Origin of the sequence: Arthrobacter terrae, from assembly GCF_015708085.1 — a bacterium.
GTDB lineage: Bacteria > Actinomycetota > Actinomycetes > Actinomycetales > Micrococcaceae > Arthrobacter_M > Arthrobacter_M terrae.
On the sequence record NZ_JADNYM010000004.1, the window covers coordinates 1 to 23,953 of the forward strand.

The window sequence follows — 23,953 nt, forward strand, 5'->3', positions numbered from 1 at the left end:
TGGATCCGGTGTTTGCTGCGGGGGTTGTTGCTGCGGGTGAGTGGTTGGCGGAGCAGGAAGCGGTGTATGACGCTTCGGTGGCCGCGTTGAGGCAGTGGGGGCGTTTGGAGGCCAGGGTCGCTGCCGGGAAGGTCCGTGAGGTGGAGCGTCTGTGCGCGGCCAGTGATCGGATCAGTGCGGGGCTGGGGTTGGATTCGTGGCAGCGGCAGGAGGCTGTGGCCTCAACGACCGCGGAACTGGCGGCTGCGTTATGTCTGCCGGAAGCTACCGCGAACGCGCTGCTGTCGGAAAGTGTGGCGTTGGTCCATGACCGGCCCCGGACCCTGGCCGCTTTGACGGCCGGGGACCTGTCGTACCGGCATGCGGAGGTCATTCTTGATGAGGTGGGGTCATTGACGGCGGTGGCGGAGCCGGGCATCCCGGCCGGGGTCGCGGAGGAGTTTGAATCCCGGCTGCTGGCTGTCGCGCCGGGGTTGACAGTGCCGAAGTTCCGGGCAAGGGCCCGGAAGTGGCGGGAGCGGGAGCACCCGGAAACGATGGTGTCCCGGCATAAGGCCGCGGTCACCAAGCGTCGGCTGCAGCTGACCGCGGACCGGGACGGTATGTCGTACCTGAGCGGGTATATGCCCGCTCCCACGGCTCAGGGGATCTGGAATCGGGCGACCAAGGCCGCCCGCGCGGCCCAGGGCCCGGATGAACCCCGGACACTGACCCAGCTGCGTTTGGACATCGCCGCCGACTGGCTACTCAACAACACCACCCCGCACACTATTGCCCAAAACAACAACAGCCAAAACAGCAAGGGCAACAGCAACGGCAACGGCAACGGCAACGGTGCTGACGGCGCAAACGACGGCGCAAACGACGGGTCGGGAGAGGCTCGTGCGGTTGGGTCTGCCGGCGATGTCTACGTGGATGATGTGGATTACCACGGTGAGTTCGGTGAGCCTGGAGGCGTGGGTGAGTTGGAGGATCTGGGTGAGTTGGATGAGGTGGATGTCCCGGGTGAGATTGATGAGGGGGTTGGGAGTGTGGGTGGGTGTCCTTTCCCGCGGGCGCAGGTTTTGGTCACTGTCCCGGTGTTCGCTTTGCTGGGGTTAACTGATGAACCGGCTGAGTTGGAAGGCTACGGGCCGATTCCCCCGGATATGGCCCGTCAGCTCGTCGCTGAGTGTCCTGAAATGATCAGGTTGCTGATTCATCCGCATACCGGGGAGCCGCTGGCGATCGGCCGGGAACGGTACCGGGTGACCGGGCGTATGCGGGCCTGGTTACGGGCCCGGGATCAGACGTGTACGTTCACCGGCTGTAATACCGTCACCGCTGATACGCAGCTTGATCACATCACCGGCTGGGAACACGGCAGCGGGACCAGTGACAAGGAACTGACCGATGAGTGTAAAAAGCATCACCTGATTAAACACCTCAAAGACGGTAAAGACCGGCACGGGAAACGCACCGGTGCTTTCGCTACCCGGGATGGGACATCTCCTGACGGGGAAACCAGCGTCGGTGACCGGCCCGGACCACGGCTGCGGGGCTGGACCCCGTCCATGACCGGTACCGGGCAAACAGCCTGGACCTCACCGGCCGGGACGTACTACCCGCCACCACCACCAGACCACCACCCACCACAGCTTCCACCACAGCTTCCACCATTGCTTCCAACACGCCTTCCAGCAATGCGACCAGCAATGCGTCCAGCACGGCTCACCGATCCCGGAGCCACCACAACGGCAAAGACAGCCAAAGTAACGACAGGTAAAGCAAGGACAGGTAAAGCAAGGACAGCAGGCACGATCCTGCGTCGAACAACCCCGCCACCGGATCCCTGCCAAGACGCCACCTACCGCGCCCTTTACCTGATCGACTCACAAATACCCCACGACCCCGAAGGAAGCACCCCCGCAGGCTGAAGGCTCCAGGTAGTAGCGGCAGGTGCCGCCAACTGACTGTGCTGTCTACGATGGCGACCGCCAGCAGAGGCCACTTTGTGGGGATAGCAACTTTGCCCGGAATCGATCAGTAGTCCGGGTTGCTTGGTACCACCAGGCCTGTCTCGTAGGCGTACACCACAACCTGCACCCGGTCGCGCAGATGGAGTTTCGTGAGGATGCGTCGAACGTGCGTCTTCACCGTCGCCTCGGACAGGAAGAACTTATGCGCAATCTCCGAATTGGACAGTCCCTCGGCAATGACTTCCAGGACCTCAGTTTCGCGCCGGGTCAGCTCTGCCAGCAACGGATCCCTGGACTCCTGGCCGTTTCGCGGCGCCCGCGAGCGGACGAAATCCTCCAATAGCCGTTGCGTGACTCTCGGCGCCACGACTGCGTCTCCGCTGGCCACCAGTTGGATGGCCCGAATCAATTCGGCGGGCGCCACGTCCTTGAGCAGGAATGCGCTCGCCCCGGCCCGCAGGCCGGCGAACGCGTACTCATCGAGATCAAAGGTGGTGAGAATGATGACCCGGGTGCAGGCCCCGCCCGCAACGATTCTGCGCGTTGCCTCGATTCCGTCCAAAACCGGCATGCGCACATCCATCAGGACCACGTCCGGCCGCAATGCTGCCACCTTTGCCACTGCCTCAGCACCATCGGAGGCCTCGCCGACTACCGAAATTGACGGTTCACCCTCCAGGATCAAACGAAAGCCCATCCTCAGCAGCGGCTGGTCATCCACCAGCAGAACGGAAACGGGCGCATCTGTTGCGCCAACGATCGGCACCCCCGCCCCGTCATCCGTGCCGTCGCCGTCGTCCTTCGCGTATCCGTTCATACTCTCCCCCACATATTTGCCGGTCGGTTCTCCAGGCCCTGTGATTCATCCCCGCACCGTCAGGTATTCAGGACCGCCTCGACGACCCAGCCGCCGTAGGGGCACGCACCCGCCTTGACGGTTCCAGCATAGATGCCTGCCCGTTCGCGCATCCCCGCAATTCCCTGACCGGCGCCAATCGAAGGTGCCTCTGCGGTGCTGCCCCGGCCGTCGTCGGAGATCCGCAGGCGTACCTGGCCGGCGGAGTGCGTCACTTCCACTTGGACGCGCGAGATCGCGCGGCCGTAGCGCAGGGCGTTGGTGAGGGATTCCTGCAGGATCCTGTAGACCGTGAGCTGGAAGACCGGGTCGTCCGGGAGCGCCGGTCCGGTCCTGGTCAGCGATACGGGCAGCCCCGCAGCACGGAATCCATCCAGCAGCGTTTCGATTCCTGTTCCCGCAGGCAGCGGCGCTCTGCCGTCGGCTTCGACGGATCCGTCCGCCCGGAGCACGCCCAGCACGCGCCGCATGTCAGTCAACGCCGTACGTCCGGTCCGGGAGAGTTCCCCGAGCACCTCGGTGGCGCGGTCCGGGCGGCGCGTGAGGGCGACCGCGGCGCCGTCGGACAGTGCGATCATGACCGTCAGCGAATGCGCCACGACATCGTGCATTTCCCGCGCGATCCGGTTCCGTTCGGACACGGAGGCCAGCTGGGCATTGCGGTCCGCCCACGAACGTACTTCAACTTCATGCTCGCGGTCCCGCCGCACCCCGAGTCCGATACCGGTGGCGATTACGTTGGAAAGCAGAACAACGACGGCTGTAATGACCCCCGCCAGCGAACCACTCTGCGCCCCCGCCTCGACCATCCGGGCAGGAAACCTGAAGAACAGAAGCAACACCAGCACCAGCGGCAGACTTGCCGCCGCCGTCGTAATGAAACTGAAGACCGTCGCGCGCCGCACGGCAACGGCATAGAGACCGAACCACAGGCTGAGACTGGCATTGCTGGAAAGGGGGTCCTGCAGCAGTAGCACGGTCTCGATACCCGTCAGCAGCATAACGACGGCGACGGGCCGATTGCGCCGGAACATCAGTGCCCCGGCGGAGATCAGGGTCAGGATCAGGTGCAGAAAGCCGCCGTTGACCACGTGCGCGAAGACCGTTCCCGCCGACAGGAGCAGGTAAATAACGACGATGACGAGGTCCATCACCAGCGGATGTTCGTAAAAGAATCGCCGGACGGTACCGCGGCGCCGTGCCGTTAGTTCCGCCGGGGACAGGGCGGCAATGCCTTGTCCGGCAATCGGATCGGCTGGCGGTTTTGCCGACAGTTCGGCAGGGGCACCCGCGGCCGTTCGTTCCGCCGGCGCCCCTGCCTGGTCTGTATTACCCATGGTGGGGAGTTTAGTGGCCGTTTTCTCCAGTGGACCTAGACATCGCGCTTCTTCAGCGTGAACACGGCCGGAATCAGGAAGACGAGAATCCAGGCCAGGAAGATCAGGCCGCCGGCCCAAGGGTCGATGTAGGCGTCGCGGTGGCCAATCTCCAGCATCCGGCCACCGGCCACGCTGGGGACGTATTCATTGACGTGCAGCCAGAATTTTCCGGGCACCAGGCTGAGCAGCTGAGTGCCGAAGGGAAGCACAAAGAACAGCGCCACGAGCACCATGATTCCGCCCGCGGAGTTGCGCAGCAAGGTGCCAAGCGACAGCCCGATCAGGGCCACCCCGGCCACGTACAGACCGCCGAGGAATATCGCCGGAAGCAGGCCCTCACGCTGCAGGTTCATACTGATCCCGTAGGAATGCAGAATGGGAATGGAGATGAGGAACGTCACAAACGCCGCAACCACTGTGATCACATAGGAGACCACGACGAGCACAATCGCTTTTGCGGCGAAGGCCGGCAGCCGTTTGGGGATAGCGGTCATCGTGGACCGGATCATGCCGGTGGCGAACTCCGAGGAAATGAACAATACCGCCAGCGATCCGAGGATCAGAATGCCGATCTGGAGACCACCGTTGGGAATCCCATAGAGTTCCAGGCCAGGTGGGAGCGTCTTTTCTGCGGCCTCGGCGCTCATGCCCGAAGGACTGCTTCCGGGCAGCCCCGTGGGCGCGCCACCGAACTTCATCGTCTGTTCAATGATGGTTCCACGCAGCCACGCCGTCAGGGTGCCGACGCCGATTACGGCAACGAAGGTGCAGATCAGCAGGACCTTGGTGGAGGTGAGCGAGCGGAGCTTGATCCATTCGGACTTCAGCACACCGCCAAATGTCAGGCCGGCGCCACCGGCAGTAGAGGGGGTTGCAGCTTTGGCCGTTGTTGAGGTGCTCATAGTCCTTAGTTTCCTTCCGGTGCTGGGCCGCCGGAATTGGCAAGTGAGTGGGAGTGGAACTCGACTTCGTCCTTGGTCAGATCGAAGTACGCCTCCTCAAGGGAAGCGTTCAGCGGGGTCAGCTCGTAGATCAGCACCCGGTTATCCAGGGCAATCCGTGCAATCTGGTGCGCATCGAGACCGGATACCTCCAGCGTCTCATTTTCGCTGCTGTTCAGGCTCACACCCTCACCGGCGAGCAGATCCGCCAGTTCGGAAACCTGCTGCGACCTGATCCGGGTCCGCGTCTGCTGTTTGCCGGCAATGATGTCCTTGATCGGCGCATCGGCAATGATCCGACCGCGGCCGATGACGATCAAATGGTCCGCCGTCTGCGCCATTTCGCTCATCAGGTGCGAGGACAGGAAGACTGTTTTCCCCTGGCCGGCCAGATACTTCACCAGGTTACGGACCCACAACACGCCTTCCGGATCCAGCCCATTAACCGGCTCATCCAGGATCAGCGTCTGCGGATCTCCAAGCAGCGCAGCCGCAATACCCAGACGCTGCCCCATTCCGAGGGAGAACCCGCCGGCTTTCTTTTTTGCCACTTCTGCCAAACCGGTCATTTCGATGACCTCATTGACCCGGGTGGTGGAAATACTGTGCGTTGCCGCCATGGCGAGCAGGTGGTTGTAGGCGCTGCGGCTAGTGTGCACAGCCTTGGCATCCAGGAGCGCACCTACCTGATGCAGGGGATCACGATGTTCAGCGTAGGGCCGGCCGTTGACGATGACAGATCCGGCGGTCGGGCGGTCCAACCCGACGATCATGCGCATGGTGGTCGATTTTCCGGCACCGTTGGGGCCAAGGAAACCGGTGACCTGCCCGGGCTTGACGGAGAAAGTAACGCCTGCAACTGCGACCTTCTCACCGTACTTCTTGGCGAGGTTTGTTGCCTCGATCATCTGATCATCCTCATTGCGTAGAGCCGGCGGCAGCCAGCTGGCCACCGTCTATCCATTCAGGCTCAACGCTACCGGCCATTGCCTCGGGGAGCCTCTACCGTAAGGATGATTCTTCGCGCCCGCTGACGCCGGGAGGTCGTCCGCAGGGATGATACGGGGGCCCGGACTGGTCCCGATTCCCGAAGACAGGATCCCGTGTGCCGGGGACACGCGTCACAAACTGCCGCTGGCTGACCTGTCCGCAATGGGCAGGGGCCTGGCGGCGGGAGCCGTCAGGATGGAGGCAATGATCGCCACTCCGATCGCCAGCAGGGCCACTCGTATGGTGAGGTGGTCGCCCAGGAAGCCCAGCAGCGGTGGCCCAGCCAGGAATGCCACGTAACCAATGGTGGAGACGACGGACACCCGTGCCGCAGCCCGCTTGGGATCGTCCGCGGCGGCGGACATGCCCATCGGGAAACCCAGGGCAGCACCGGCACCCCACAGGATGGCGCCCACTCCGGCAACCCAGATATTCGGACCAAACACAAAAATCACAAGTCCCACCAGGGAGGCACCGAGACTCGCGTATAGCACCGGAACGCGGCCGAACCTGTCGATGTAACGCCCGCCGACGAAACGGAAGATGGTCATGGAGGCAACGAAGACGGCGAACATAATGGCGCCGGCCGATTCGCTGGTATGCCATCCGTCCACGGATGCCTTGGCAATCCAATCATTGGCGGCGCCTTCCGTCAGCGCAGCGCCAAGGACCACCAGCCCGATCATGACGGTGCGCGTTTCGCGCCACGCGCTGGGACTGCGCTTCGTCGTCGTCGTACGCGTGGACGAGCCGGAATTCAGACCGTCGTGTACCTGCGCTGGCTCGCCTCCCAGCGCATCGGTGGACGCAGCACGGACAGGCTCGGCGGTGCGCTTCTCCGGCAGGTAATAGCGCGTGGCCACCAGCAGCACCACCATCACAAAGACCGCGATCGTGGTCAGGTGCAGGGACAGGCTGACGTTCAGACTGGACATTCCCGCACCCAGCAGCGCACCAACAAACGCCCCGCCGCTGAACCCGGCATGGAATCGGGGCATGACAGTGCGGCCCAGATGCCGCTCCACTGCCGCGCCTTCGATGTTCTGCGAGACGTCCCACAGCCCGATGCCAACCCCAAAGAGGAACAGCCCAAGGACGATTATCGGCACCGAGGTGACCAGCAGCGCCAGCGAAATGACCAGCGCACCGATGGCCGCCACGGACCCTCCCAGACGAGAGGTGCTGGCCGTTCCGATCCTGCCCACGATGGTCCCGGCCAGCGGAAGGGCCAGCACCGAACCGGCGGCACCGGTCAGCAGCACCGCACCCATTTCGCCCGGATTCAGGCCCAATACGCGGGTGACGGCCGGGATCCGGGCCGCCCAGCTGGCGAAGGCGAGCCCGTTGACGGCAAAAACCACAAAAGTGGCAATGGCCGCCTTGTTGACCTGCTCCGGTTTCAAACCGAATCCCGTTCCGCGTCATTCCGCTCGACGGCGCGGGCCGCAAGCGCGTCCGCCACCGCGGCGAATTCCGCCAATGCCGCCCGCAGGTCCTCCACGATTTCCTGCGCAATGATCTCCGGCGGCACGCCGTCGTCCGCGGACTCCAGTGCGGGATCCTTCAGCCAGGTGATGTCCAGGTTGACCTTGTCCCGCGCCAGCAGTTCCTCATAGCCAAAGGAGGTGAAGCGCTCGGATTCCTCCCGCTGGGCGCGGTCCTCCGCGGCAAAGGACGCAATGAAGTCCGCCAGATGCTCCTCCCGCAGCGGGTTCTGCTTCATGGTGAAGTGCTCGCCTACACGGAAGTCATAGACCCAGAGTTTCTCCGTCCACGGCTTCTCCGGCCGGGCACGTTTCCGGTCGAAGAACAGCACATTGGCCTTGACGCCACCGGCGCAGAAGATGCCGGTGGGCAGACGCAGCAGGGTGTGCACGTCGTACTCCTTCAGCAACCGCCGTCGGATGGTTTCCCCCACGCCGCCTTCAAAGAGCACGTTGTCCGGAACCACCACGGCGGCGCGGCCGCCAACGGCCATCAGTGAAGCGATGTGCTGCAGGAAGTTCAACTGCTTGTTAGTGGTGGTCACCCAGAAATCCGGCCGGGAGTAGGAAACATCCTCCCTCTCCGCCCGGCCTTCGTCATCCGTCACCGTGATGGAGGACTTCTTGCCGAACGGCGGATTCGCCAGCACCAGCGTGGCGCGCGTAGACGGCACCCCGGACAGGGCGTCGCGCACGTCAATCACGGGTTCACCGTTTTCCCTGCCCACCCCGTGCAGGAAAAGGTTCATGGTGGCCAGCCGGGCGGTGGAAACCACCAGTTCAACCCCGCGCACCAACTGCCCGGAGCTGAGATTTTCCCGTTGGTCCGGCGTCATACCCGTGCCAAAGTGGCGCTCAATGTACTCCACGGCAGAGAGCAAAAAGCCGCCCGTTCCGCAGGCCGGGTCGATGATCAGATCCGCCGGCACCGGACGCATCACTTCCACCATCGCGTGAATCAGCGGCCGCGGCGTGAAGTACTGGCCCGCGCCGGATTTCACGTCCGACGCCGAGCGCTGCAGCAGCGCCTCATACGCGTCGCCGTTGAGGTCACCGCCCACGGACCACGTTTCGGTGCCTATCAGGTCACGGATCAGCTTGCGCAGCAGCGCCGGCTCCTGGATCCGGTTCTGCGCCTTGCGGAAGATCACACCAAGATTCGTGGGCTCCTTGCCCAGCTCGCGCAGCACCCGCTGGTACTCCACCTCCAGCGCGTCCCCGCTGAGGTTGGCGAGCCGGTCCCAGGAGACATCCGGCCCCGGCGGGAACACCTTCTTGGGATTGGACGGGTTCTTCTCCCGCTCATCGGCCATCTTCAGGAACAGTAGGAAGCTCAACTGCTCCACGTACTCGATCGCAGCCACGCCGGCATCACGAAGGACGTCGCAGTAGCTCCACAGCTTGTCGACCAGGCGGCGGAGTTCGGCGTGGTTGCTCATACGGAGACGGCCTTTCGGGACGTACGACGGCGAGTGGCCGGCTTTTCTGGTAGGACGCCGGAGCTCTCCAGCGCGCCGATCCGGTCCACCTGCTTGCTGCTGACCATCACCGTGTTGGTGCGCCGGAGCAGTTGTTCGGCCAGGACTTCGGCGAATTGGCGGCACTTGACCAAGGCGCCGTTCGGGTCGGTGTAGAGCGTTGCCTCCGCCCCGGCGCCGTACACCGCCAACAACGGCTCAATCTCCTCCAACATGCCAAAGTTGGAGGAGCCCCGCGCTGCGCTGAGGATGTCTTCATCTATCGCGGTCACTCTCGTCCCCCTTGGCATGGTGCGGCGTCCATACGAGGATATCCCAGCCGGTAGAACGTATGCGGCTGCCGCTACGGCTCTTCCGGCAGGATCCGCGTCAAACCCTGTACTTCTTGGTCGTCTGCGTCTTCAGTGACTTCCGCCGTGGCGTCATACCCACTTCTCGGATTAGCGCAATTAAATGCCATGACAGCGTCCCTCTTATCGGTTCGCTAAGCTGAAGTTACGTGGGCTCTTTCCCCGTGTTCCTGCCCGCCGCTGCGACGGGTCCACCTCAAGATTCGGTAGTAAATGTCACGGCCCTGGTCACACTCAACAAATCGGATCTAAGCCACGAAGTCGATCACATCCCGGATAGCTTGATCGACGAGGTGGACCGCGGCCTCCGCCGCGTCCTGAACCTGTAGCCCGCTGCTGCCTACCGTGCCCGCTCGACACGCTTTTCGTCCCAGACCGGTTCGTCACTTTCGTACACCTTGCCGTCGCTGCCGAAAACGAAGTACCTGTCGAAGCTGCGGGCAAACCAGCGATCGTGAGTCACGGCAAGGACCGTTCCTTCGAAGCCATCAATTGCCTTCTCCAACGCCTCCGCAGAATGCAGGTCCAGGTTGTCCGTCGGCTCATCGAGCAACAGCAGCGTGGCACCGGAAAGCTCCAGCAGCAAAATCTGGAATCGGGCCTGCTGACCGCCGGAAAGTGAGTCGTATTTCTGCTCGGACTGTGAAGCCAGCCCATAACGGTCCAGCGCGCCGGCAGCCGCTTCGCGTCCCAGCCCGGAACGGTGCTCGTCCCCGCGGTGCATGATGTCCAGCAGGGTCCGGCCCAGCAGGTCCGGACGCGAATGCGTCTGTGCAAAGAAGCCGGGACGGATCCGGGCGCCGAGTTTTACGGTACCCTCGTGCGGAACGGGCGCAATATCGACGTCGGATACCGGCTGGTGTTCCTTGTCCGGGTCAGACCCTCCGGCTGCCAGTAAGCGCAGGAAATGGGATTTCCCGGACCCGTTCGAGCCCAGTACGGCGACTCTGTCGCCAAACCAAACTTCGGCGTTGAAGGGCTTCATCAGACCGGTGAGCTCCAGCTTTTGAGCCACGATGGCGCGTTTAGCAGTTCGGCCGCCCTTGAGCCGCATTTTCACATTCTGTTCGATCGGCAGTGCTTCGGGCGGACCGGCTTCAAGGAATTTAGCCAGCCGGGTCTGCGCCGCCTGATACCTGTTGGCCATGTCCGAGCGGAATGCGGCCTTGTTCTTGTACATGTTCACGAGCTCTTTGAGCTTGATGTGCTCCTCGTCCCAACGGCGCCGCAGCTCCTCAAAGCGCGCGTTGCGGTCCTCCCGTGCCTGAACGTAGGAAGCAAATCCGCCGCCGTGCGTCCAGCTTGAAGCGCCGTTGATACCCGGTTCCAGGGTGACAATCCGGTTGGCCGCATTAGCGAGCAGCTCCCGGTCGTGGCTGACGAACAGCACGGATTTGTCCGAGGCCGCCAGCTTTGCCTCCAGCCAGCGTTTACCGGGAACGTCCAAATAGTTATCCGGCTCATCCAGCAGCAGGATTTCATCCGGGCCGCTGAACAGCGCCTCAAGCACCAAGCGCTTCTGCTCGCCGCCGCTGAGCGTTGAAGCCTTCCGATGCTGGGCCTTGTAAAAGTCGACGCCCATGGAGGCCATCGTCACTTCATCCCAGGTCGTCTCCATCTCGTAGCCGCCGGCATCTCCCCAGTCCGCGATGGCTTGCGCATACGCCATCTGGCTGGCTTCGTCGTCGCGCTCCAGCATGGCCAACTCGGTCGTATCGACGGCGTTTCCGGCCGCCCGGACCGTCGGCGAGGCAACGGAAAGCAACAGTTCCCGGACGGTCGTCTCGTCCCGGACCTGCCCGACGAACTGTCGCATAACGCCCAGATTCCCGGATTTGGCTACGGCACCCTCGTCAGCGGTGATATCCCCGGCAATAATCCGCAGCAACGTTGTTTTTCCGGTGCCGTTGGGACCGATCAGCGCGGTTTTGGCGCCGTCCGCGACGCGAAAACTCACAGAATTGAGCAGCTGCCTGCGGTCGGAGAGGAAGTAATCGATATTTGCAACGTCTATATGGCCCACAGGCCCAGTCTTCCACCCCTGACGCTGCGGCCCTACATTCGACCCGTGCCGACTGGCTTCGCACAGCTTACCGGGCGCTTTGCCTGTACAAGTTACCCGAAATTACCGTCCACGTGGGATCCGGCAGAGATGAAGCCGGCGGTACCAGCCACACCGATTGAATCGGATCCGCGGTGGTCAGCTGCAGGCCCTTGACCGCAAACGACGTCACGTCGATGCAGACCGGGCCGGTCAATATGCCCTGCGAACCAACCGGGAAAAGGCACAATCTGCCCTTTTCATCCGTTGCCACAAAATAGCTGAGTTGTCCGAATTTGCCCAGTAGCCGCGTCGTGGCGGGGTTTATTCGGTCGTGACCAAGATTTGCCTGCAGCACAGCCGGAAGTACATCTGACGAGGACTGCGGTTGACCCAGCTCAGGGACCAAAGCGGCTGCTGCCACCAGCGGTGGAGCGGTCTTTGGCGCTGGGCTGGGCGTGGGGCTTGGCGACGGAGAAGGGGACGGCGACGGAGAAGGAGATGGGGTTGGCGCTGGCGTTGGAGAAGGCGACGGCGACGGAGAAGGAGATGGGGTTGGCGACGGGGTTGGCGACGGGGTTGGCGCTGGCGACGGCGTTGGAGAAGGCGACGGCGTTGTCGGCTTCGGTGCCGCGGTTGGCGGGGTTGTCGGCTTCGGTGCCGCGGTTGGCGGGGTTGTCGGCTTCGGTGCCGCGGTTGGCGGGGTTGTCGGCTTCGGTGCCGCGGTTGGCGGGGTTGTCGGCTTCGGTGCCGCGGTTGTCGGGGTTGTCAGCGACGGCGGTGCAGGCGTCACAAACGGGATCAAGGTGCGGCCCCCAACCGGCGCCGCGGGCGCGGCCAGCACCGGTAGTCCGGCCGGCAATGTCACGGGAAGCTGCGGGGCTGCGGTGAATTCCCGCGGTGCGGTAGCCGCCGGACCGCCGGCCAGGGTGAAGTATCGTGAGGTTCCCGTCGCCGACGTCGGCAATAGTACCGTTCCCACGTCCGGGTTCAGGGCACTGATCATCATCCCGTCGCCGACGTAGATCCCGACGTGGGACCAGTGATCGGGCCCGTCTTGGTTCTGCACTACCAGGTCCCCGGGCTGCGGCGCCGAGGTCGGCACCATTGCCCTCCACTGCTCCGTTCGCGGCAGCTCCAGACCCGCCTGCCGGTATGCCCACTGGACAAAACCCGAACAATCCCAGCCAAGGAGAAAGCTGGTCCCACCCCACACATAGGGGTGGCCAAGCCCGGTATGGGCAGCCCTGATGATAGTGAGCTGCCCCGCAGCCGAAAGCGGCCATCCGCCGGTCGGTTGCAAAGGCAGTCCTGCTGCCGTTGCCTGCCGCGTCGACATGACTGGGCTGGTCGCGAAAACCAGCCGGATGTCTGAGGGAGACAATACAGATTGCGGGAGGGTGCCCGCCACCGATTCCTGCGGCGCTGCCGTTTCATCGCCGATGCCGGAAGTTCCTGTTGCCAACAGGGCCACGGTTGCCAGCAAGGCGCAACTGGTGACGGCAATTTTCCGGCTGTTTCTCAGGGTCAGGGAGCGGGACACAATACCTACCTCCTGCGGCTGGCGACGGTATTACCGAGGGTACGCCGAATGGCGCCGGCGGCAATAGGTAGTGAATGGGCCGTAGATAGGTAGCGCGCTACCTCATGGACAACCGCCGGTCCAGTGGTGAAAGGGTCGAGCGTTCTCAGAGCGGATTCAGAAGCCCGTTGTGCTGACCGGACAGCCTGACTGCAGCCGTTCGCCGTCGACATGGCTGTACGCCGTGATCAGGCGGCCCCTGCCGAGCCCGCCAATGGACGACGCCGGAAAGTCTGCCGTGACGACCGTACCGTCAACGGTGACAGCGGACCTGTCGTGGTGCTCCTGATCAACCTGCTCATGGTTAAACGTGGAAAAATCCATCAGTTCCCCGTTGACGTACTCAATGGAAAGCCTCCGTTGATGCGAATGATCCTCGCTCGCTGCCACGATCCCCAACAAATAACTGCCGTGCGTAGGCATGGGTTTGCTGAGCTCGAATCGGACGCTCAGCCGCACCCCCTCCTCGACTGCGCTGACGCGGATCAATTGCGGAACGCTGGAATGCGGAGTACTCATGGCCGAACCCCCTCCCGTGATGGATCAATAGCTGGGAGCGTAGCACCGCCGCGACGCCGCAGCCAGCCATACCGGCCGGGACCACCGCTTCAGCGGCCGGACGTGCGGATGATCCTCCGCTGTCCGGCTACGGAAATTGCAGCGGTACGGTTGTCGACCCCCAGCTTCTCGTAGATGTGCACCAGATGTGTTTTGACCGTCGCCTCCGAGATGAAGAGTGCTTTGGCGATGGCACGGTTGGTCATTCCGGTCGCGAGCAGTTCCACCAACTGCACTTCCCGGGCAGACAGCGCCGGCTCGGGATTGCGGATTCGGCCCACCAGCCGGGCGGCAACCTCCGGTGCCAGCGCGGTTTGCCCGGCCGCGGCGGAAAGCACGGCCTGTCGGATTTGTTCGGGCGGTGCGTCTTTGAGCATGTAGCCGCTGGCCCCTGCTTCCACGGCCGCCAGGATGTCTGCATCCGTATCGTAGGTGGTCAGAATCAGTACCGGCGGAGGTGACGGAAGGGCTTTGATTTTCGCCGTCGCGGTGACCCCATCCATCCCCGCACCCATCTGCAGATCCATCAGCACCACATCCACCCGCTCACCCAACGCCGTCAGGCGCGCGAGCTCCCGCAAGGCGGCGCCGCCGTCGGACGCTTCGGCCGCGACGCAGATGCCCTCGAACTCGGTAAGCATGGCCCGCAGGCCTGCACGCACCACCGGGTGGTCATCGACCAGCAGCAAACGGATGTCCGTCACTCCTTTGCCTCCAATGGCAAACGGACGGCGACAACTGTGCCTTCCCCCGGCGCGGACTCCAACATCAGCGTCCCGCCTTGCGCGCCCACGCGTTCGCGCAGGTAGCGCAGCCCATATCCGCTGCCGTCCGGACGCGCGGCCGCGGGCACGGTCTGCGGATCGAAGCCGACTCCGTCGTCGAAGATGTCCATGGTCACTTCGCTGCCGAGAAAACCGAGGGTGACGACGGCGTTCGGAGCCTTCGCGTGCAGCCAGACGTTGGCGAGGCTTGACTGGGCTGCCCGCAGCAAGGTGACCTGGTAGGGCTGCGGCAGCTCCACGGGTACTCCGTCGAGTTCAAACCTGCAGCGCAGACCAACCCCCCGGGCTGCCGCCTCGGTCTCGGTTTTCCCGCACAACCGCCGCAGACTGTCCACCAGTGAGGATTCCTGCAGCTGCGGGGAGGACAGTCCGCGGACAAAGTTGCGTGCCTCCGCCAAGGACTCCGAAGCCGTCTGCTGCACCGTGGCGAGCCGGCTCCTGGCCGTCAGGGGATCCCCGGAATTCAGCGAACTGTCCGCCGCGCGGGAGAGCAGCACGATGCTGGAAAGGCCCTGCGCCAGGGTGTCGTGGATTTCCCGCGCCAGCCGTTCGCGCTCGGCCAGCACCCCCGCGTTGTGCTGGCTGCTGGCTAGTTCAGCCCGCGTGCGGCGCAGCTCATCGGCAGCCCGGCGCTGTAATTCGCCTTCCCGGTACAGCCCCTGGTACGCCATCGCCGTCACCACCGAGAAGATGGCACCCAAAACCGGTCCCACCACAGCGGCGACGGCGGGTGCGGCCAGCCCGCTGGCCGCCCACTGGGCTCCGATGACGGCAGCCGTCATCAGCGCAATTGCCACGAGGGCAAGCCGGCGCGGAAGCACGTGCAGGTGCAGGAAAAACAGTGGGAACGCGAGCCAGGAAAACTCCGCGTTGCCGGCCAGCAGCAGAGCCCAAAGCGCGGTGACGGCCACCAGCCAGGGAACGGCGTAGCGGCGCGGATCAAATCTGGACGGTCCGGCGGCGTGCCGTTTTTCCAGCAGGGTTCCGGCCAGATACACCGCAGCCAGCACGACGGCGACGGCCAGCAGGAACAGCCGAGTGCCGCCGTCGCGGTCTGTCGTGAGTTCGCGGACGACGGCGACCGTCAGCAACAGCGCGAAGCCCACGTGCAGGGCGACGCGGAGAAACCGCAGGATCAAAACGCTGGAAGGGACCTCGCCGCTGCTTCCATCCGCGACGGCAGAGCGTTCCAGAGCAGACATGGTTCAAGCTTAGGCGCTGTCCGCGGGCACCGGATCATCCGAATGGTTGATGGTCGGATCAACCCGGCAGCCGGCCGGGATCAACCGGCTCCCCGATGTTCTGCGCAGCGATCGGCGGGAGAGTTGAAACAGCGGATATTCCGCCCCTGCAACACCTCATCTTGAGAACAAATGGAAAGAAGAATCAATCGTGTTCCTCGCTCTGCGTGACATCCGCTTCGCCAAGGGCCGCTTTGCCCTGATGGGCGGCGTCGTCGCCCTCATCACCTTGCTGCTGGTCATGCTCTCCGGCCTCACCGCCGGACTGGGTAATCAGTCCACCTCCGCCATTGAGAAGCTGGGTGGGGCAACTGAAGTCAGCAGCATCGTCTTCGGCGCGCCGGGCGGCAACGAGCCCAAGGCCTCCTACACCGAAAGCCAGGTCACGGCCCGGCAGGTTGAATCGTGGAAAACCCAGCCCGGCGTAGCCTCTGCCGAGCCGCTGGGCATCAGTCAGACCCGCTTCCAGGCTGCGGGTGAGAGCAAGGGCACCACCAATGTCGCCGTCTTTGGTGTCGAGGCTGCCGGCAGCCTCTCGCCGGCCCCGGTCACGGCCGATACCGTGGTGATTGGGAAAACCGCAGCGAAGGACCTCGCACTTTCGGTCGGGGACAAAGCAAATGTTGGCGGCACCGAACTGACCATCAGTTCCATCGTCAATGACCAGTGGTACTCCCATACTTCAGTCGTCTGGACGGCTCAGCCCACCTGGGCCAAGCTTGCCCACTTGCCGGACAGCTCGCAGCTGGGTACCGTCGCCGCGGTTACCTACAGCAGTGGCGCGAGCGTGGATGAAGCGGCGGCCAACAAGGCAGCTAACACCGTCAGCACCACCCGGACAGGGTCCTTCCAGGCCCTGGGCGCCTTCAAGAGCGAGAACGGCTCGCTCATGCTCATGCAGGCCTTCCTCTACGGCATTTCCGCGCTGGTGATTGTGGCCTTCCTGACCGTATGGACCGTCCAGCGCACCCGCGACATTGCCGTGCTCAAGGCGATGGGCGGCTCCGGCAACTACGTACTGCGCGATGCCATGACGCAGGCGGCCATCGTCCTGCTCGCCGGTGCCGGCATCGGCGGTGCGGTAGGCGTCATCGGAGGCGTCTTCGCAGCCACCGCCGCTCCCTTCCTCGTGACGGCGGCCACCACCGTGCTGCCGATCGCCGGTGTTGTGCTCCTCGGACTCGCCGGTGCCGCACTCGCCGTCCGCCGGGTAACCAAAGTAGACGCGCTGATTGCCCTCGGCGGCAACTAACCGCAAGCTGAGGCGACCGCGATCGGGCGCCGCAGTGAAAACACCCCAATACGTACAACCCAGTTTCAGAAAGGTCTTCCTCATGACATCCACCACACGCAGCCCGCTTTCCCCGGCATCGGACCAGACACAGCCACCTACACCGAAGCACGGCGGCACACTGCTGAGCCTTGACCACGTCACGCTCGAATATCCGGACGGCGAGGGGACCATCAAGGCCCTGGATGACGTCAGCCTGCGGGTCGGCTCCGGCCAGATGGTTGCTCTCGTCGGGCCGTCCGGTTCGGGCAAATCCAGCCTTCTCGCCGTGGCCGCAACGCTGATCCGCCCCACCAGCGGCACTGTGATTATCGCCGGCCAGGACGCCACCGGGCTCAAGGACAGGGAACTCACTGCAGTGCGCCGGGACAAGGTGGGCATTATCTTTCAGCAGCCAAACCTGCTCGCGTCACTGACGGCCATCGAACAGCTCGTCATCAGCGATCACTTGCGCGGGAAACCACTCAAAACGGCACGATCGAAGGCCGCCGAACTCCTTGACGTCGTCGGCCTCGCGTCCTCGGCCTATAAGCGTCCGCACCAGCTTTCCGGTGGACAACGCCAGCGCGTCAACATTGCCCGCGCGCTGATGGGCGACCCGACCGTGCTGCTGGTGGATGAGCCGACGGCGGCCCTGGACCATGAGCGCAGCGACGCCATTGTCCGGTTGCTGCGCCGGGTAACGGACGAGTTCCGGGTCGCCACGGTCATGGTCACGCACGACACCGAATTTGTTCCGCTGACCGACGCGGTCGCCACCATGCGGGACGGAAGGCTCTGCGCTCCTGTCCCGACACATTCCTGATTCCCCGGCGTGCCCGCCGCTGCGACAATTTTCCTGCGTGCAATACTGAGACCTGAGCGCAACGGAAGCGAGGGAGCGGTGCCGCCCGTCCGCCACAGGGTGGGCCGCGGGTGTGACCGGTCAGGATCATGAAAAAAAGACCCGTAGTTGTACGTCTGGTGGGGGCGGCGCTAACGCTCCTGCTCCTATGGCAGGGTCTGGCGACCGTCAGCTATCTGAGCGGTTCCACCCAGCTGGCCAACATCGCCGGCAAAGGAACCATCAACGCCTACATGACTCCACTGTTCAAACAGTACTGGTCGGTTTTCGCACCCGATCCAATCCAGGCTGATACAGAACTGCTGATCCGTGCCAAGGTCAATGGCAGCGACACGGACTGGTTCAACATCTCCCGGGCCGATGTGCAGCGGTCCATTCTGCACCACCCTGTGCCTTCCCGGCTTTATCTGACCAACTTCGCGCTCACCTCGCACTACCAGGTCTCGGCGGAACTGTTACCGCCCGGTCTGCAGAGCGTTCCCAAGAAGTCCTTTGTCGGTGCCGATTGGCTGGATCAGCTCAAGAAAGATCTGCAGGACGGCGGATCCGCCAAGGACGCTGCTGCCATTAACCAGTTCACTAAGGATGAGACGGCCATGACTTCCATGGTCAGCTCGGTAGCCCTGGCCCGCTGGGGTGAGGCCGTCACCGCGGTCCAGATCAAAATCCGCACCATCCCCGTCAAGCCCTACGCGGAACGCAACAACGCCGACTACCAGGTCAAACCGGCGGAGTTCGACGCCGGTTGGCGCGGGATCGTGCGGGTACCAGAGATAGATTTGGCCGCCATTACGGCCATGTACGGCACGGAGGCGGCAGCTCATGAAGGCAACTAGGACCTCGCAGGCGCCCACTGTGCCGCCCACGGGGGAAACTGCGGGCGAAACTGCAGGCGCAACGGCGGTGGAACCCCGGCTCAACGTTTTCGGCCGGTTGGAATCGTGGCTGCTGGACGGCAAGCGTGCCAAATACGGAACTTCCATCCTGCGGATACTGCTCGGAGCCTCCGTTGTGGCCATCGTGGCCACCAACTTTATGGACCGCAAATATATCTGGGGTACCGCCTCCGGCTGGGCGCAGCCATACCGGGACGACAGCATCTGGAATTTCTGGCTGTTCAAGTACTTCAGCGCCGGTGATCCGGACCCGCTGCTGGTGGGCAAGCTGGTGCTCCTGGCGGTGTTCGGCCTGCTCATGGTCATCGGCTGGCGGACACGCATCGTCACTGTCGTGACCTTGCTGATGTTTATCTCCCTTGCCGCATTGGGCCCCACGTCCTCCGATTCGGCAGACAATGCTTTGCGCATCATGCTGATCTACAGCGCCTTCACCGACGGGTCCCAGCGCTGGTCCCTGGACGCCCGCCGCAGGCGGATCCGCATCGAAAGGATGTCCACCGGGAAGCGCCGGAGAAGCAGCGTGACCTCCGTTGTACCGCGGTGGTTTGGCAACATCGTGCACAACTTGGCCGTCGTCGCCATCGGTGGCCAGGTAATCATTATCTATCTGGTTGCCGGACTGGCCAAGGCCCGGGGCACGCTCTGGCGCGACGGCACGGCGATCTACTATCCCATGCACGCGGAAAATTTCAGTCCATGGCCGCAGCTGAACCATCTGCTGGTGGCCAATGACCTGATGGTGCATCTGATTTCCTGGGGATCGGTCGCCATTCAGGTGCTGTTCCCGCTGCTGCTGCTGAACCGCTGGACCCGCCGCCTCGCCGTTCTCGGGCTTATCGCCATGCATGCCGGAATCGGCATATTTCTGGGATTGAGTGTCTTTTCCCTCTCTATGGTGGCCGCGGACGTTATCTTCGTGCGCGACTCGACGCTTGAGTCCATTGGCCGCTGGTTCCGCGCCAGGGGTGGTGGCCGCCGTCGCCGGCCCGGACCGCATGACGCCAGGCCGGGCGAGACTGGGCACCACAGCGAGGGCGAGCGTCACGGCCAGGGCAGCCACAACCTCACTCCCGGTCGCGACTTTGTCGACGTCACAAATGAGGACCCAGCGGCACCTGCCTAGCCGCTAAGACCGCCTTATCCGCTTAGACCCCGAGGTCAGGGGCCGGCAGCGAGAAAACGTCCTTGAGCGCAGTCTGTGCGGCGTACCAGCCGCACAGCCCATGGACCGCCGGGCCAGGTGGGGTTGATGAGGAACACAGGTACACTCCCTTGGCCGGTGTCCGCCATGGATTTGGGGACACCACCGGACGCTTGATCAGCTGGCGCAGCGTCACTGCCCCGGCGCTGAAATCGCCGCCAACATAGTTCGGGTTGTACCGGCTGTATTCATCGGCCGTGATGGAATTCCGTGCCACAATGACATCCCGAAAGCCGGGCGCGAAGCGTTCAATCTGGGCGGTGACGGCTTCGGTCATGTCCAGAGTCGATCCGGCCGGGACGTGTGCATAGGTCCACAGCACCTGATGGCCAGCTGGTGCCCTGCTCGTGTCATAGGGGCTCGGCTGACTCATCAGCACGTACGGGTTGGCGGGATGGATCCCTGCCGCAACCTCGGCCTCGGAACGGGCCAGCGCCGCCCGCGTCCCCCCCAGATGTACGGTAGGGGCAAGCGCGAGCTCCGGATTACGCCAGGGAACCGGCCCGGACAAGGCAAAGTCCACCTTACTGGCGGCGTTACCGTACTTGAAGGCTGCAAGTGCGCGGAGGTAGCGCGCAGGCAGTTCGGCGGAAGCGATGGTGGCCAAAGACGCTGCGGAAACATCAAGCAGCACCGCTTTGGCGCCGCTATCCGCCCTGGCCTGGGCCAGTGAGGAAATGGCCGTGTTGAGGACAATTTCTCCGCCATGGGCGATCAGGTCCGCCGCCATGGCGTCGGCAATCGCCTGTGAGCCGCCAACCGGAACCGGCCAGCCACGGCCATGCGCATGCGCCCCCAGCAGCATCCCGGCGCCGGCAGTGGCCAGCCCGGGCATCCTGCCGATCGAATGCGCATTGACCCCGGCAATCATGGCGGGGGCAACATCCTCCCTGAACCGGGCATTCCACAACGGTGTGCCCTGCTCCAGAGTGCGTAGTCCGTAGACCAGTGCGGCCAGCGGATTCCGCGGCATCCGCAGCAGCTGATGCTGGGTAAAATCCGTCACGCCGTCCAGCATCCGCAGAACCGGAGCAAACAGCGCCCGGTAAGCTGCGCCGTCGCGCCCCAAATGTTCAGCGGTGCGGTCCAGATCCCGGTAAGCAACGCCCGCCCGCCCGCCGTCGAGTGGATGCGCATAGGAAATCTCAGGTACGATCAGTTCGATTCGCCGATCCAGCTCGAACGCCTGAAAAAACGGGGAAGCGAGCGCCATCGGGTGCACTGCTGAACAGACATCGTGCAGGTAACCGGGCACGGTCAGTTCCGCGCTGCGGGTTCCGCCGCCGATGCTGGCGGCCAGCTCGTAGACGCGTACCTTCAGCCCGGCCCGCGCCAGCGTCAGGGCTGCAGCCAGTCCATTGGGTCCGGAACCGACGACGACGGCGTCAATCATGACGCGCTCCCGACTGGACAGCCGGTGCGGGAGATCCCGTGGATCCTGCCGCAGTGCCGGAGCGGCGCAGCAGACGCGTCGCCCGAGCCCGGATGCGGTTGAGCCCGCGTCGCCCTGCCGGTAATCCCTCGCGTCGTAGTTTCAGGGCGCTGGCCAGCGCTTTATAGTGCAGCTTTTTCAGCGGAACGTCGTAAGTGGTTGGCAGGACCACCACGTCCTTGGAGAAATTGCGCTTAAACGTCGTGACATTAGCCAGTGAAGGGTACGTGTCGGAAACAATCCCGGTCAGACCGCACGCCGTGTTGCCACGGGCCTTGAGCATTTTGAGGCTTTCCCACAGCAGCAGATACGGGGCAAAGGCCTTCCGAGCCGCCGCAGTACTGGCTGCGAAATAGTAAACGGCGTAGCCGCGGTATTCCGTTGTGATCAGCCAGCACAGCGGCTGATCAGCCAAGTAGGCCACCATCAGCTCGGTGTAGTCCGCCAACGATGTCAGCAGGGTTTCGTAGTAGCCCGAGTCGAAGGAGGAAAAGCCATCCCGGGCGGCGGTCTCCGCCATGATCGGGAACAGCTCCCGGCGGAAGACCGCCAGCCGGTCAGCAGCTTCGATGGTTCGGATCTCCACGCCGGCACGGGTGGCCTTGCGGATGCTTTGCCGGGCGTTGGGCCGGAATCCTGCAAGCATTGTCTTTTCATCAGGGCCCAGATCCACCACGATTTCGCGGTCATACCAGCCTGGTTCCAGCGCCTTGGCCACACCTTGGTGCGGATGCTCCACCTGCAGCCGGACGAACACGGGGTTGACACCTGAACCGGGCCCGAACTGCGAACGAAGGGTGCCCAGCAGCCGCCGCTCCGCCGCCGCGGTCCGGGGACCAAACCAAACGGGACCATTGACCACCACCATGGATTCGCGGAGCCGTCGGGTGGAATGCAGAAAACTGGCTACCACGACCGGTTCTGCACTTGAGCTGGCAGCAGCTCCTCCGGCTGCCGTTCCGGCAGCAGCAGCGTCGTCGAAATATGCGAAAATGCCGAACGGCTCCCGTCCCGTGTCCCGCTCAAAGCCGGCCCACTGAGGCGTTTGTTCAAGGGGGATCAGGACGCTCGGATATGCTGCGGCAATCTCAGCAAAGCGATCGCGTGTCAGCTCTTCGTACCGGTAGTTCTCGGCAGTCAACGGGACGTTTCTCCTTGGGCTTGCTGGCTACTTTGCGGGTCTGCGGACCCGCTCAACATTACCCGTGCAGTCCGGGGGAACCCCAAGGTTAGCCGGTCGGGGGCGTATTCCAGCACGCCCGCTTGCGGGTCATCAGTTCCGCCACGCCGCACCACGTCGTAACCCGGTCTGAGAATGTCACGCACCACCAGTGCCATCACCACGACGGTAGCACCGGTCTGCAGCAGTACGGCCAGTGCAAAATAGGGCATATCGATTGCGTGCTGGGCGTTGCCGTTGCCAAGTTCGCTGCCCAAAAACAATAACAGCGCCAAAAACCCAAGAATCTGTACAGCCTGCCAGCTCAGCACCGTGCGCCACTTTGGCCGTGCGAGCGCCAGCAGCGGAAGCAACCAGACGATGTGCTGCGGTGCGGCGTACTTGTCCGTTATGGAGTATGCCGCCACCAGCAGAAACGCCAGCTGCGCGAAGCGCGGCCGGCGCCCTGCCGCCATGGCTAACCACGCGAGGCTTAGCACGGCCAGCATCAGCAGCGCCAGCGCGATAACGCTTATCGTGACCGGCCCCGCGGTGGCTGCGCCTAACCGCTGGGCGATGAGATCATACGTCTGGTAAATCGAGGACTCGCTGGGTTTGTTGCCCAGCCCATCGCTGAGATAGGCTCCCCACGCCGCGGGATTGAGGACAAGTACCGGCAGCATAACGACTAACCAGGCGACTATGGCGGCAATGGCAGACTCGGTCAGGGGAAGCCAGCGTCCTGTTCTCAAACTCAGCAGCAGCACGACCAGCAAAATCAATAATGCATACGGCTGCACACAGGCTGCCAGCCCCAGCAGGCCACCGGCTGCAAAATTGTGCCGTCGGGCGAACAACAGCATTGCAATGGCCACCAGGGCTGCGGCCCACAGGTCCCAACTGGTGAACGCAGTGAATAGTAGGGCCGGGCTAGCTGCAACGATGGCGGCGTCCCAGGGCCGGCGCCCGGCGCCGCGCGCAGTGGCCACTACGGTGACCATCCACATGATGACAATCAGCAGCGAATTCAGATCGAAGAATGCCAGTTGCGACTGCGCTTCTGTCCCTGCACCGTTGGCGAGCCAGCCGGTAATGCCGGCGATTATCCCCGTCAGCGGCGGGTAAGCGAACGTGGCATTTGAACTAAAGTAGGGGAAAAACGCCGCGAGGCCCTGGTTCTTAAAAAGGCCCTGGTCCTTAAAAACGTTGGGCAACTCCGACCAGCACGTTGTTGAGTACTGGTCCGGGGTGGTCCAGCCGGATTGCCTGCAGTGAAATTTAAACAGGACCGCCAGAATTCCCGAAACCGTGACCATTATGATGAGCACTCGCTCAACGGTAAAGAATCCGGGGCTCACGATGCCTGGGGCACTTCGGCGTCCCAGCGGACCACCGACTACTTCGGTCATCTGACTGAGCAACGTGTCGCTTCGCGTGGGGACCGCAACGCGAAGACGTCTGCGGTGCGTCTGTGGTCGGAAATC

At 63.5% G+C, this 23,953-nt stretch carries 22 protein-coding genes and 1 pseudogene; 6 read left to right on the forward strand and 17 right to left on the reverse strand.

Annotated features, from left to right (window positions below; all coding sequences use genetic code 11):
• The coding region (locus IV500_RS03280; protein ID WP_196395408.1) for an HNH endonuclease signature motif containing protein at positions 1–1,916 on the forward strand (1,916 nt) is incomplete at its 5' end.
• Positions 1,917–2,022: 106 nt separating this feature from the next.
• Here IV500_RS03280 and IV500_RS03285 read toward each other — a convergent pair.
• The 7 genes from IV500_RS03285 to IV500_RS03315 all read right to left on the reverse strand — a co-directional run bounded on the left by IV500_RS03285 (position 2,023) and on the right by IV500_RS03315 (position 9,358).
• Complete coding sequence (locus IV500_RS03285) at positions 2,023–2,775, reverse strand: response regulator (protein WP_196395409.1); 753 nt, start codon at positions 2,773–2,775, stop codon at positions 2,023–2,025.
• Between the two features lie 59 nt (positions 2,776–2,834).
• Positions 2,835–4,151: a sensor histidine kinase gene (locus IV500_RS03290; RefSeq protein WP_196395410.1), complete on the reverse strand. Its 1,317-nt coding sequence runs from the start codon at positions 4,149–4,151 to the stop codon at positions 2,835–2,837.
• Positions 4,152–4,186: 35 nt separating this feature from the next.
• Complete coding sequence (locus tag IV500_RS03295) at positions 4,187–5,095, reverse strand: ABC transporter permease (RefSeq protein ID WP_196395411.1); 909 nt, start codon at positions 5,093–5,095, stop codon at positions 4,187–4,189.
• A 5-nt stretch (positions 5,096–5,100) separates the two neighbouring features.
• A complete protein-coding gene (locus IV500_RS03300; RefSeq protein ID WP_196395547.1) occupies positions 5,101–6,042 on the reverse strand; it encodes an ABC transporter ATP-binding protein in 942 nt (313 codons plus the stop codon).
• A 213-nt stretch (positions 6,043–6,255) separates the two neighbouring features.
• Positions 6,256–7,527 carry an MFS transporter gene (locus IV500_RS03305; RefSeq protein ID WP_196395412.1) on the reverse strand — a complete coding sequence of 424 codons (1,272 nt, stop codon included), beginning with the start codon at positions 7,525–7,527 and terminating at the stop codon, positions 6,256–6,258.
• Positions 7,524–9,047 (reverse strand): type I restriction-modification system subunit M, encoded by a 1,524-nt coding sequence (locus tag IV500_RS03310; protein WP_196395413.1) that lies wholly within the window; start codon positions 9,045–9,047, stop codon positions 7,524–7,526. The genes IV500_RS03305 and IV500_RS03310 overlap by 4 nt, the downstream gene beginning before the upstream one ends.
• Positions 9,044–9,358, reverse strand: a complete 315-nt coding sequence (locus IV500_RS03315; protein WP_196395414.1) for a hypothetical protein — start codon at positions 9,356–9,358, stop codon at positions 9,044–9,046. The genes IV500_RS03310 and IV500_RS03315 overlap by 4 nt, the downstream gene beginning before the upstream one ends.
• 227 nt (positions 9,359–9,585) lie before the next feature.
• Between IV500_RS03315 and IV500_RS03320 the strand changes: the two genes are divergently transcribed.
• Complete coding sequence (locus IV500_RS03320; RefSeq protein WP_196395415.1) at positions 9,586–9,765, forward strand: type II toxin-antitoxin system PemK/MazF family toxin; 180 nt, start codon at positions 9,586–9,588, stop codon at positions 9,763–9,765.
• Between the two features lie 11 nt (positions 9,766–9,776).
• Here the strand turns inward: IV500_RS03320 and IV500_RS03325 are convergent, their stop codons facing one another.
• The 7 genes and pseudogenes from IV500_RS03325 to IV500_RS03350 all read right to left on the reverse strand — a co-directional run bounded on the left by IV500_RS03325 (position 9,777) and on the right by IV500_RS03350 (position 15,604).
• Positions 9,777–11,459 (reverse strand): ABC-F family ATP-binding cassette domain-containing protein, encoded by a 1,683-nt coding sequence (locus IV500_RS03325; RefSeq protein WP_196395416.1) that lies wholly within the window; start codon positions 11,457–11,459, stop codon positions 9,777–9,779.
• A 67-nt stretch (positions 11,460–11,526) separates the two neighbouring features.
• Positions 11,527–11,901, reverse strand: coding sequence for a hypothetical protein (locus IV500_RS03330; RefSeq protein ID WP_196395573.1), 375 nt, complete (start codon positions 11,899–11,901; stop codon positions 11,527–11,529).
• Entirely contained in the window at positions 11,876–12,640 is a 765-nt protein-coding gene (locus tag IV500_RS22250; protein WP_376770183.1) for a hypothetical protein, read from the reverse strand. The genes IV500_RS03330 and IV500_RS22250 overlap by 26 nt, the downstream gene beginning before the upstream one ends.
• Positions 12,529–12,816: pseudogene (locus tag IV500_RS22085) on the reverse strand (C40 family peptidase); the annotation flags it as partial. The gene IV500_RS22250 and the pseudogene IV500_RS22085, both read right to left, overlap by 112 nt.
• Before the next feature lie 360 nt (positions 12,817–13,176).
• The gene (locus IV500_RS03340) at positions 13,177–13,578 is read right to left on the reverse strand and encodes a hypothetical protein (RefSeq protein WP_196395417.1); all 402 of its coding nucleotides are present in this window, start codon (positions 13,576–13,578) and stop codon (positions 13,177–13,179) included.
• Between the two features lie 89 nt (positions 13,579–13,667).
• The gene (locus IV500_RS03345) at positions 13,668–14,321 is read right to left on the reverse strand and encodes a response regulator (RefSeq protein ID WP_196395418.1); all 654 of its coding nucleotides are present in this window, start codon (positions 14,319–14,321) and stop codon (positions 13,668–13,670) included.
• A complete protein-coding gene (locus IV500_RS03350; protein WP_196395419.1) occupies positions 14,318–15,604 on the reverse strand; it encodes a sensor histidine kinase in 1,287 nt (428 codons plus the stop codon). Before IV500_RS03350 ends, IV500_RS03345 begins: the two co-directional genes overlap by 4 nt.
• 190 nt (positions 15,605–15,794) lie before the next feature.
• Here IV500_RS03350 and IV500_RS03355 point away from each other — a divergent pair, with 190 nt between their 5' ends.
• The 4 genes from IV500_RS03355 (at position 15,795) to IV500_RS03370 (ending at position 19,800) form a co-directional block, all read left to right on the forward strand.
• Positions 15,795–16,895 carry an ABC transporter permease gene (locus IV500_RS03355; RefSeq protein WP_196395420.1) on the forward strand — a complete coding sequence of 367 codons (1,101 nt, stop codon included), beginning with the start codon at positions 15,795–15,797 and terminating at the stop codon, positions 16,893–16,895.
• Positions 16,896–16,977: 82 nt separating this feature from the next.
• Positions 16,978–17,739, forward strand: coding sequence for an ABC transporter ATP-binding protein (locus IV500_RS03360; protein ID WP_196395421.1), 762 nt, complete (start codon positions 16,978–16,980; stop codon positions 17,737–17,739).
• A 128-nt stretch (positions 17,740–17,867) separates the two neighbouring features.
• Positions 17,868–18,614, forward strand: a complete 747-nt coding sequence (locus IV500_RS03365) for a DUF5819 family protein (RefSeq protein ID WP_196395422.1) — start codon at positions 17,868–17,870, stop codon at positions 18,612–18,614.
• A complete protein-coding gene (locus IV500_RS03370; RefSeq protein WP_196395423.1) occupies positions 18,601–19,800 on the forward strand; it encodes an HTTM domain-containing protein in 1,200 nt (399 codons plus the stop codon). Before IV500_RS03365 ends, IV500_RS03370 begins: the two co-directional genes overlap by 14 nt.
• Positions 19,801–19,822: 22 nt before the next feature.
• Here IV500_RS03370 and IV500_RS03375 read toward each other — a convergent pair whose 3' ends face one another.
• The 3 genes from IV500_RS03375 to IV500_RS03385 are packed head-to-tail and all read right to left on the reverse strand — an operon-like array spanning position 19,823 to position 23,878.
• Positions 19,823–21,271 carry a phytoene desaturase family protein gene (locus IV500_RS03375; protein ID WP_196395424.1) on the reverse strand — a complete coding sequence of 483 codons (1,449 nt, stop codon included), beginning with the start codon at positions 21,269–21,271 and terminating at the stop codon, positions 19,823–19,825.
• A complete protein-coding gene (locus IV500_RS03380; protein ID WP_196395425.1) occupies positions 21,264–22,451 on the reverse strand; it encodes a lipid II:glycine glycyltransferase FemX in 1,188 nt (395 codons plus the stop codon). Before IV500_RS03380 ends, IV500_RS03375 begins: the two co-directional genes overlap by 8 nt.
• The gene (locus IV500_RS03385; protein ID WP_196395426.1) at positions 22,448–23,878 is read right to left on the reverse strand and encodes a glycosyltransferase 87 family protein; all 1,431 of its coding nucleotides are present in this window, start codon (positions 23,876–23,878) and stop codon (positions 22,448–22,450) included. The genes IV500_RS03380 and IV500_RS03385 overlap by 4 nt, the downstream gene beginning before the upstream one ends.
• Between the last annotated feature and the right edge of the window lie 75 nt (positions 23,879–23,953).